This is a genomic window from Dietzia maris, assembly GCF_014144855.1.
Taxonomy (GTDB): domain Bacteria; phylum Actinomycetota; class Actinomycetes; order Mycobacteriales; family Mycobacteriaceae; genus Dietzia; species Dietzia kunjamensis.
On sequence record NZ_JAALDN010000057.1, the window covers coordinates 1 to 10,054 of the forward strand.

11 protein-coding genes are annotated in these 10,054 nt (G+C 68.0%); 6 read left to right on the forward strand and 5 right to left on the reverse strand.

All coding sequences use genetic code 11. From position 1 onward, the window contains the following. Positions 1–279: 279 nt before the first annotated feature. Entirely contained in the window at positions 280–558 is a 279-nt protein-coding gene (locus G6024_RS02120; protein ID WP_119192758.1) for a WhiB family transcriptional regulator, read from the forward strand. 60 nt (positions 559–618) lie between these two features. Here G6024_RS02120 and G6024_RS02125 read toward each other — a convergent pair whose 3' ends face one another. Both G6024_RS02125 and G6024_RS02130 read right to left on the reverse strand, forming a co-directional pair. Beyond that, positions 619–1,083, reverse strand: a complete 465-nt coding sequence (locus G6024_RS02125; protein WP_200841539.1) for a hypothetical protein — start codon at positions 1,081–1,083, stop codon at positions 619–621. A gap of 2 nt (positions 1,084–1,085) precedes the next feature. Beyond that, complete coding sequence (locus tag G6024_RS02130) at positions 1,086–2,324, reverse strand: fatty acid desaturase family protein (protein ID WP_119192775.1); 1,239 nt, start codon at positions 2,322–2,324, stop codon at positions 1,086–1,088. Positions 2,325–2,438: 114 nt separating this feature from the next. Here G6024_RS02130 and G6024_RS02135 point away from each other — a divergent pair, with 114 nt between their 5' ends. The 4 genes from G6024_RS02135 to G6024_RS02150 all read left to right on the forward strand — a co-directional run bounded on the left by G6024_RS02135 (position 2,439) and on the right by G6024_RS02150 (position 5,652). Next, a complete protein-coding gene (locus G6024_RS02135) occupies positions 2,439–3,173 on the forward strand; it encodes an amino acid ABC transporter ATP-binding protein (RefSeq protein ID WP_069389523.1) in 735 nt (244 codons plus the stop codon). Between the two features lie 57 nt (positions 3,174–3,230). Continuing rightward, positions 3,231–4,049, forward strand: a complete 819-nt coding sequence (locus G6024_RS02140) for a glutamate ABC transporter substrate-binding protein (RefSeq protein ID WP_119192757.1) — start codon at positions 3,231–3,233, stop codon at positions 4,047–4,049. Positions 4,050–4,162: 113 nt separating this feature from the next. Continuing rightward, complete coding sequence (locus tag G6024_RS02145; RefSeq protein ID WP_067718880.1) at positions 4,163–4,825, forward strand: amino acid ABC transporter permease; 663 nt, start codon at positions 4,163–4,165, stop codon at positions 4,823–4,825. Continuing rightward, positions 4,822–5,652, forward strand: a complete 831-nt coding sequence (locus G6024_RS02150; RefSeq protein WP_067718882.1) for an amino acid ABC transporter permease — start codon at positions 4,822–4,824, stop codon at positions 5,650–5,652. The genes G6024_RS02145 and G6024_RS02150 overlap by 4 nt, the downstream gene beginning before the upstream one ends. Before the next feature lie 153 nt (positions 5,653–5,805). Here G6024_RS02150 and G6024_RS02155 read toward each other — a convergent pair whose 3' ends face one another. The 3 genes from G6024_RS02155 to G6024_RS02165 form a co-directional block, all read right to left on the reverse strand. After that, a complete protein-coding gene (locus G6024_RS02155; RefSeq protein ID WP_132062945.1) occupies positions 5,806–6,582 on the reverse strand; it encodes an SDR family NAD(P)-dependent oxidoreductase in 777 nt (258 codons plus the stop codon). A gap of 60 nt (positions 6,583–6,642) precedes the next feature. Continuing rightward, on the reverse strand, positions 6,643–7,071 hold the full coding sequence (locus tag G6024_RS02160) for a VOC family protein (RefSeq protein WP_159147832.1): 429 nt from the start codon (positions 7,069–7,071) through the stop codon (positions 6,643–6,645). Between the two features lie 84 nt (positions 7,072–7,155). Then, positions 7,156–7,776 carry a maleylpyruvate isomerase N-terminal domain-containing protein gene (locus tag G6024_RS02165; protein ID WP_119192774.1) on the reverse strand — a complete coding sequence of 207 codons (621 nt, stop codon included), beginning with the start codon at positions 7,774–7,776 and terminating at the stop codon, positions 7,156–7,158. A 108-nt stretch (positions 7,777–7,884) separates the two neighbouring features. Between G6024_RS02165 and htpG the strand changes: the two genes are divergently transcribed. Continuing rightward, positions 7,885–9,966 (forward strand): molecular chaperone HtpG, encoded by a 2,082-nt coding sequence (htpG, locus tag G6024_RS02170; protein WP_159147834.1) that lies wholly within the window; start codon positions 7,885–7,887, stop codon positions 9,964–9,966. Positions 9,967–10,054 lie beyond the last annotated feature (88 nt).

Genomic DNA, 10,054 nt, shown 5'->3' on the forward strand with positions numbered 1-10,054 from the left:
CGCCGCGGAGGTCATCCGGGCGACGACGACGACGAAGTAGGCCCCTTTTCGGGTGATCCACGCCACCCGGACCACGCCTAGGCGTTTTCTCACGATGCCATCACGAAGGCTGATAACTGCTGCACACATGCCGTCCCCGGGGGCGATACTTCATCTCACGACCCCGAAAGTGCGGCGGGACGTCCCCGGAACCCTGACAGTATTGCGTCATCGACTGCGAACGACGAACTTTCAGGGCTCGAGGCAGGGCACTTCGCGAGGCGCAGGGACGGAGGATGAATGCCGAGATACAGGAACCTCGAACCCACCTCGGACTTCTGGTCCTGGCGTGACAACGCCGCGTGCATCGGGCACGAAGACCTGTTCTACAGCCTGGAGGAGGAGTCGAAGGCGGAGCGGCGCAAGAAGGAGGAGCAGGCCAAGTCGGTCTGCGCCACGTGCCCGGTCTTCGATACCTGTCGGCAGTTCGCCCTCAATTCCGGTGAACTCTACGGAGTGTGGGGCGGACTCACCGAGGCCGAGAGGCACAGGATCTCCGGCCGCCACCGCACCGGCTGACGACCCGGGCGGCGAGTCGGCGGCCGTGTACCCGGGTGGCAGGCTGGCGGTCCGCGGGATCTAGTTGCGATCCTGCGGGGTGGCCTCGTGCCCCCGGCGGCCGCCGGTCCGGTTGGCCTCCTTCATCTCCGCCTCGTGGACATGCCGTCGTCCTCCGGTGAGCTCGTCGCGCACCGCACTGTCCAGGGCGCGGGCCGTGCTCCAGAACCCGTCGTCGAACTCCTCGACGATTTGGAACGTCCAGCGCCCGTGCAGGACGTTGACCCCCACCATCTCCTCACGGATGCGCGCGGCGAGCTCGGACCGGCCGGCATCGTCCAGCTGGTCGGCGGCCTCCTGGAAGAGGATGTCCGCCCGGCCGATCAGCTGGTGCAGGTCGTACAGGTGTCCGCGGGCGCGCTCGATGTACTCCATCGCCTCGCCGACGGTCCCGGCCGCCTCGATCTCGGCGTCGGTCGCGCCGTCGGGTCGGCGGTGCGTCCCGTCGACGCTCGGGGTCCGGTCGCCGGGTCCCGGGCCTGCCACGCTCAGACCGTCCGGGTCAGACGGCGGAGCTGGTCGGGGTCGGTGTGGTGCTTGAGCGCGGTGACCAGGCCGGAGCGCGGACCCACGGCGTCGTCGTAGGTCGTCGGCTCGCCGGCGAACATCTTCTCCGAGCGGGTCTCCGGCGCGTCGTCCGGCGTGGCCTTGAGGAACCGGTTCGGGAGCGAGAGCTTGACGATGGTGCGCCAGGACTGCCAGTACTGCTTGTACAGCGGCCCGGTGGTGTACGGCAGGTCCCACCGCCGGCAGACGTCCTGGACCTTCTCCGAGAGCTCCGCGTACCGGTTCGACGGGAGCGTCGGGAAGAGGTGGTGCTCGATCTGGAACGACAGGTTGCCGGACATGAAGTGCGTGAGCTTGCTGCCGGTGAAGTTCGCGGAGCCGAGCATCTGGCGCAGGTACCACTGCGCCTGCGTCTCGGACTCGAGATCCTCGAGCGTGAACTTGTCGGCGCCGTCCGGGAAGTGGCCGCAGAAGATCACGGCGTTGGACCACAGGTTGCGAATGATGTTCGCGGTCATGTTGGCGCTCATGGTGGACTTCCAGTTGGGCCCCGACAGCAGCGGGAACCACACGTAGTCCTTGCCCACCTGGCGCCGGGCCTTGCGGAGGAACTGGCCGATCCGCTTCTTGCGCTCGGCCCGCCCGGAGGAGTTGATCGTCGCCGGCGCGATCTCCAGGTGCTGGACGCCGACGCCCCACTGGAAGGCGAGGGCGAGGATCGTGTTCCACACCAGGTTGAGCGAGTTCGCCGGGTGCCACGGTTGGTCACGCGTCACCCGCACCACGCCGTACCCGACGTCGTCGTCCATGCCGATGATGTTGGTGTACTTGTGGTGGTGGTAGTTGTGGGTGGCCTTCCAGTGCTCGGATGTGCCGACGATGTCCCACTCCCAGGAGCTGGAGTGGATCACCGGGTCGTTCATCCAGTCCCACTGCCCGTGCATCACGTTGTGCCCGAGCTCCATGTTCTCGATGATCTTCCCGGCCGCCAGGAGTCCGGTGCCGACCAGCCACGCGGGTCGGTTCCCGGAGAAGAGGAGGACGACCCGGCCGCCGGTCACCAGTCCGCGTTGGAGGCGGATGGTGTTCTGCACGTAGCGGCGGTCGTCGTCCCCGAGGGAGTCGACGACCTCCTGGCGGATCGCGTCCAGTTCCTCACCGATGGCATCGACGTCCTCGGCGGAGAGATGGGCGTATTCCCTTACATCAGATATCGCCATGTCAGAACGGTACGTAGCGATCAGCGTCATGTCGACCGTTCCGGGAAACCCGAACTGCGAACAACTACTGCCGAGTTGACCGGCAAGTGTTCACCGGACCCTTATGATCCCACCATGGCTCTCGTCGAGATCTCAGGCGTCAATAAGCACTTCGGTGACTTCCACGCGCTCAAGGACATCAACCTGTCCATCGAGCAGGGGGAGGTCGTCGTGGTGATCGGCCCCTCGGGGTCCGGGAAGTCGACGTTGTGCCGCACGATCAACCGGCTCGAGACCTTCGAGAGCGGCTCCATCACCATCGACGGCAAGCCGCTGCCCGAGGAGGGCAAGGCGCTGGCGAGACTGCGGGCCGACGTCGGGATGGTGTTCCAGTCGTTCAACCTGTTCGCGCACAAGACGATCCTCGAGAACGTGACGCTGGGTCCCATCAAGGTCCGCAAACAGTCCAAGTCGGAGGCCGAGAAGCGCGCGATGGAACTGCTCGAACGGGTCGGTGTCCACGAGCAGTCGTCCAAGTACCCGGCGCAGCTGTCCGGCGGTCAGCAACAACGCGTGGCGATCGCCCGGTCGCTGGCGATGGACCCCAAGGTCATGCTCTTCGACGAGCCGACGTCCGCCCTGGACCCGGAGATGATCAACGAGGTCCTCGACGTGATGACGGGGCTGGCCAAGACCGGTATGACCATGGTCGTGGTGACCCACGAGATGGGCTTCGCCCGCAAGGCGGCCGACCGCGTGATCTTCATGGCGGACGGAGAGTTGGTCGAACAGGCCACCCCGGAGGAGTTCTTCACCAATCCGCAGAGCTCCCGGGCCAAGGACTTCCTGTCCAAGATCCTCACCAACTAGTCGGGCCCGTCCGCGGACCCGAACGAGACCCATCCACCCATCCCACGAGGAGAACCCATGAACATCCGACGGATCGGAGCGGCCACGGCGGCCGTCGCCCTGGCACTCGGCGTGAGCGCGTGCGGTAGCGACGATGGCGGCGGCGAGGACCAGCTCAAGGTCGGCATCAAGTTCGACCAGCCGGGACTCGGGCTGAAGGAGGGCAACGACTACACCGGCCTCGACGTCGATGTGGCGCGCTACATCGCCGACAAGCTCGGGACCCCCGAGGACGAGATCGAGTGGGTGCAGGCCCCCAGCGCCCAGCGCGAGACGCTGCTGGAGACCGGTCAGGTCGACATGATCGTGGCCACCTACTCCATCACCGACTCGCGCAAGGAGAAGGTCGGCTTCGCCGGCCCGTACTTCATCGCCGGTCAGGACCTGCTGGTCCGCTCCGACGACGACTCGATCACCGGTCCCGATTCCCTCGACGGCAAGCGTCTGTGCTCGGTCACCGGGTCGACGTCGGCCCAGACGGTCAAGGAGCAGGTGCCGGGTGTGAACCTGCAGGAGTTCGGCACGTACTCGGAGTGTGTCTCGGCGCTGGTGTCCAATGCGGTCGACGCGCTGACCACGGACGACACGATTCTCGCGGGGTACGCCTCCCAGGACCAGTACCAGGGCCAGCTCAAGGTGGTCGGCGAGCCGTTCTCCGAGGAGCGGTACGGCGTCGGCATCGCCAAGGGCGACACGGAGATGTGCGAGCAGATCAACGAGGCCATCCGCGAGATGATCTCGGACGGCACCTGGGACACCGCCGTCGAGGAGAACCTCGGCGCCGCCGGCTTCACCCCGGGCGAGGGCAATCCGCCCGAGCCGGAGGCCTGCGCCTGATCTGATCCGGCCCGGCCGGATCGGCACCCGATCCGGCCGACCACCGCCTCCCTCCCCGCGCCGACCCACCGGCGCGGGGAGGAGGGCGGGCACCTCACCACGGAAGGTGGACCATGGGCGACATCTTCGCCGACTACGACGTCCTCGGGGCGGTCTGGGTGACGATCCAGCTCTCGGTCCTGGGCACCATCGGGGCCATGGTCCTGGGGACGATCATCGCCGTCCTGCGCGTGTCCCCGGTGGCTGTCCTGCGCGGCCTGGGCACCTCGTACGTCAACACGTTCCGGAACCTCCCGCTGACGTTGCTGATGGTCTTCAGCATCCTGGGGTTGTCCTTCATCCTCCAGCTGTCGGTCTCGGACGACTTCGCCCGCAACGCCTTCTGGTGGGCCGCGATCATGTTGGCCGTCTACCACGCCGCGTATGTCTGCGAGGCCCTGCGCTCCGGCGTGAACACCGTCCCGGTGGGGCAGGCGGAGGCCGCCCGCTCGATCGGTCTGGCCTTCGGCCAGTCCATGCGAGAGGTCATCCTCCCGCAGGCGTTCCGCGGGTCCATCGCCCCGCTGGGGTCGGTGGTCATCGCGCTGATCAAGAACTCCACCGTCGCGGCGGTCATCGGTGTCGGGGACTCCGCCGGCCTGCTCCAGGTCATCACGGAGAACGAGGGCGCGAGCCTGCTGACGTTCTTCTTCTTCGCCATGGTCTTCGTGGTCCTCACCCTCCCGATCGGACTGTGGACCACCTCCCTCTCCCGGAAGCTGTCGGTGAAGCGATGAGCACACAGGCGGTACTTTTCGACGTACCCGGCCCCAAGGCCCGGCTGCGGCACAGGATCCTCACCGCTGTCGGCGTGGTCCTCGTGGTCGCCATCGCCTACGTCATCTATCTCCAGTTCGAGAAGGCCGGCCAGCTCAAGGCCTTCATGTGGGAGCCGTTCGTCACCGACCCCGAGGTGTGGACGTCCTACCTCATCCCGGGCCTCAAGGGGACGTTCACGGCGGCGGCGATCTCCATCGTGCTCGCCGTGGTCTTCGGGCTGCTCTTCGGCATGGGGCGGCTCTCGCCGTTCGCACCGTTGCGCTGGTTCTGCAGCGTGATCGTGGAGTTCTTCCGCTCCGTGCCCGTGCTGCTGATGATGGTCTTCGCCTACTTCGGCTACTTCGCCACCTCCGACATCGTGCCCAACCAGCACGCGCCGCTCGCCGCCGTCGTCACCGCGCTCACCCTCTACAACGGCGCGGTCATCGCCGAGCTCGTCCGCTCGGGTGTCCACGGGCTGCCCGCGGGGCAGTCCGAGGCGGGACTGGCCGTGGGCCTCACCCCGGGGCAGGTGCTGCGCTCGATCCAGCTCCCCCAGGCACTCACGGCGATGCTCCCGGCCCTCGTCGGCCAACTCGTCGTCGTCCTCAAGGACTCCGCACTGGGCTACGGCATCACCTACCTGGAGCTGCTCAACTGGTCCAAGACCCTGGGCTCGGCGTACGCGAACACCGTCCCCGCGTACATCGTGGCGGGCATCCTGTTCATCCTCGTCAACTACACGCTCACCAAGTTCGCCGTGTACCTCGAGGGCCGGATGAAGAAGCGGCGCGCGAAGGCCTGACCCGCACCCGCACCGTCGAAAGCCCGCACCGTCGAGAACCGCACCGTCGAGAACCGCACCGTCGAAAAGGACGTTCCGCGCACATCGCCCGAAAGGGGAGTGCGCGGAACGTCCTTTTCGATGCCCGGGGGCGTGGTCGATTCCGGGGGCGTGCTACTTCGGTGGCATCCGGATGCCACCGTCGACGCGGATGGTCTCCGCGTTCATGTACGGGTTGGTGAGCAGCTCCATGACCATGGACGCCAGTTCGTCGCCCGAGCCGAGACGCTTCGGGAACAGGACATTCGAGCCGAGGTTGGCCTTGAATGCCTCCGAGTCCGGGCCCTCGCCGTAGATCGGGGTGTCGATGAGGCCGGGCGCCACGGTGTTGAGGCGGATGCCGGCGGCCGACAGGTCACGCGCGACGGGCAGGGTCAGGCCGACGATGCCGCCCTTCGAGGCGGAGTAGGCGGCCTGGCCGATCTGGCCGTCGAACGCGGCGACGGAGGCCATGTTGACGATGGCGCCCTTCTGTCCGTCCTCGTCGGCCTCCTGCGTGCTCATCTTGGTGGCGGCCAGCCGCAGCATGTCGAACGAGCCGATGAGGTTGATGTCGATGACCTTGCGGAACGAGTCGATGTCGAAGGCCGACGAGTACTCGCCGTCGCGGCCGATGGTGCGCTGAGCCCAGCCGATGCCGGCCGAGTTGACGAGGTAGCGCAGGCGACCGAGCTCGAGAGCGGCGGCGACGGCCTTCTCGTTCTGGTCGGTCTTGGTGACGTCGACGGAGACGAACACGCCTCCGACCTCGTTCGCCAGGGCCTCACCCTTCTCGGCATTGAGATCGGCGACGACGACCTTGGCGCCCTTGGCGGCGAGCTGACGGACGACGGCGGCGCCGATTCCCGACGCACCGCCCGTGACGATGGCACTTGCTCCAGAAATTTCCATGCCAGAACGGTAACAAGCACGGGCGCCGGATAAGGGTGGCTTGGCCGGGTCAGTGCGTATTCAGTCTCCGGTGCCCGGCACGACGACGTCCCAGCGGATGCCGAACCGATCGTGGACCTGCCCGTACCGGTCACCCCACGGGGCGACCCCGAACGGCATCGCCATCTCGCCACCGCTCGAGGTGACCTTGTCCAGGAACGCACGGGCCTCGTCCTCGGTGTCGAATCCCAGCAGGAACGAGTAGACGTCGCTGCGCGGCTGCGGGAGGCTCTCGCCCATGGCGTCACCGCCGGTCAGGCTGATCCCGGGGACCTCGAGGGTCGCGTGGGCGACCGAACCGTGCGGTGGGTCGAACGGGAAGTCCTCGGTGGAGGGGAACTGGTCGTAGGTCATCACCTCGAGCTTTCCGCCGAAGAGTTCCTGGTAGTAGGGGAACGCCTCCGCCGCGTTGGCGGGGAAGGAGATGTAGGGGACGCAGGTCATGGCCATTGTCGGAGTCTCTCGTCGTGGGCGACCGCGTGCCGGTGCTACCCGGTATACGCAACGCTAGACCCGTCTGCGCCGCCGGACACGTTAAATCTGGTCGCTGTCGCTGTCGCCGTTGCCGCCCGGCCCGGCCGGGGAGGGGCGCCGTCCGGACAGCGCGAGCAGTCGGGCCCGAGAGTCCGCCCCGAGCGTCACGGGGCTCGCCTCGGCGAGCACGTCGAACGACCGCATCAACTCCACCACGCTCCTGGCGTGGTCGAGCGTCCAGGCGGCGAGGTCCTCCGCCTCCGTCGACTCCCAGGTCCGGGGATCGAGGTCGTGGGCGTGGACCAGCAGTTCGAAGACCCGTAGCGCGAGCAGGTCGCGGACCGGGATGTCGGCCAGGCGGTGCGGGACGGTCGCGTCCGCGTCCCGGGCCCGCGCGAGTTCCCTTCGCAGACCGGCGGACGTGCGGTGCAGGGCGGGGACCGGTTTCTCGCCGGCGTGGTCGGCGGTGCGGGTCCACCCGATCTCCGACTCCGGCAGCCGTGAGAAGTAGGCGGCGTATCGCAGCCCACCGCCCAGGACGTGGTTGGCGCAGTCGCGGCGGGTCCATCCCGGGCAGGCGTCGCAGTCTCCGTCGAGACCGCCGGCGAGCGCGCGGCCGAACAGGGTGGTGGCCCGGTCGAGAACCGCGAGGTCCTCCGGGCTCAACGGGGTCGGGGTCACGGGCACCTCACCTCCAGGAATGTCTGTGCTTCACACTAGGTTGACTGGGACGGTGTGAACAGATCACGCCAACCCTTCAGCCGTGACGAGAAAGGACCGATACCCGCCATGAGCCCGCAGACCTCCGGTGCAGCAGAGACCCGGGAGTTCCAGGCCGAGACCCGGCAGCTGTTGGATCTGATGATCCACTCGATCTATTCGAATCCGGACACCTTCCTGCGCGAGGTCATCTCCAACTCCTCGGACGCGCTGGACAAGCTCCGGTTGGCCGCGCTGCAGGATTCCTCGCTCGGCGCGGACACCTCGGATCTGCACATCGAGCTGATCCCGGATGCCGGCGCCCGGACGCTGACGATCCGCGACAACGGCATCGGCATGTCCCGCGACGAGGTGGTGGACCTCATCGGCACGCTCGCCAGGTCGGGCACCGGGCAGATGCGGGAGGCACTCTCCGCGGCCCGGGCGGCGCAGGAGTCCGGTGAGGTCTCGGAGCAGGCCACCGCGGACCTCATCGGTCAGTTCGGCATCGGCTTCTATTCGACGTTCATGGTCGCGGACACGGTCACGCTGGTCACCCGCAAGGCAGGCGAGAGTGCGGGGACGCGCTGGACGTCGAGCGGCGAGGACACGTACACGGTCGAGGACGCCCCGGACGCTCCCCAGGGCACCTCGGTGATCCTGCAGCTCAAGCCGGCCGGTGGGGACGCGGCGCTCCCGGACTACGCCGAGGAGCACACGCTGCGCCGGGTGGTGCGAACCTACTCGGACTTCATCGCCTGGCCGATCCGCATGGACGTCGAGCGCCCGGCGCCGGAGCCGGAGTCGACGGATGGGGCCGGCGCGGACGGGGCCGGCGCAGACGATGCCGCCGCCGAGGACGCCGCGCCCGAGGCTCCCGGCACGGTCACCGAGACGGAGACGCTCAACTCCCAGAAGGCGCTGTGGACGCGGCCCCGCTCGGAGGTCACCGACGAGGAGTACGCCGAGTTCTACCGTCACGTCTCGCACGCGTGGGACGAGCCGCTGGAGACGATCACCCTCAAGGCGGAGGGCACGTTCGAGTACCAGGCGCTGCTGTTCCTTCCCACGCAGGTGCCGTTCGACCTGTTCTCCCCGGACACCAAGCGCGGGGTGCAGCTCTACGTCCGTCGTGTCTTCATCATGGACGACTGCGAGGAGCTGGTCCCGCCGTTCCTCCGCTTCGTCAAGGGCATCGTCGACGCCCAGGACCTGTCGCTCAACGTTTCCCGCGAGATCCTCCAGCAGGACCGCCAGATCCGGGCGATCCGCAAGCGCCTGGTCAAGCGGGTGCTGCAGACGATCGAACAGATCAGGACCGACCGGCCGGAGGAGTTCCGCAGCTTCTGGGCAAACTTCGGTGCCGTCCTCAAGGAGGGCCTGATCGCGGACGTCGACGCCCGGGAGCAGTTGCTGGCCGTGAGCACGTTCGCCTCCACGCGTCCCGCCCAGGCGGGCGCCGGGAACGCCGGGTCCGGATCGGACGAGACCCCGCGCGACGACGAGCGTGACGACGACGAGGTGGGCACCACCATCGCCGAGTACGTCTCCCGGATGGCCGACGGGCAGGAGGAGATCTACTACCTCACCGGGACGTCCCGCGCGGCGGTGGAGAACTCCCCGCACCTGGAGGCGTTCCGTGCCCGCGGCGTCGAGGTCCTCATCCTCACCGACCCGGTCGACGAGGTGTGGGTGGACGCGGTCGGCGAGGTCGACGGCAAGCGCCTGCGGTCGGTGGCCAAGGGCGACGTGGACCTGTCCGGCATCGGCTCGGAGGGCGAGGAGAACAAGGACGAGCCCGACGCGGCCGAGTTCGCCGACCTGCTCACCTGGCTGGGCGAGGAGCTGTCGGACGAGGTCAAGCAGGTGCGCCTGTCGCACCGGCTCACCGAATCGGCCGCGTGCATGGTGGGCGACGAGTTCGACATGACTCCGCAGCTCGAGGCCATGTACCGAGCTTCGGGCATGGAGTTGCCCACGAGCAAGCGGATCCTCGAGCTCAACCCCACGCACCCGCTGGTCGAGCGGCTGCGCGAGCAGTACGCATCGGATCCGTCGGCGCCGGGCCTGGCCGATACCGCCCGGCTGCTGTCGGGTGCGGCCGTCCTCGCGGAGGGCGGCACGTTGTCCGATCCGGCCGCGTTCGCCAAGTTGCTGGTCGACCGCATCTGACGTCGCCCCAGCGGCCCATCGCGCCGCTGGCCCGGCGGCCTCGTCGGCTCGAGCAGCCTCGCCGGTTTCCCGGCTCGCACGCCCGCCG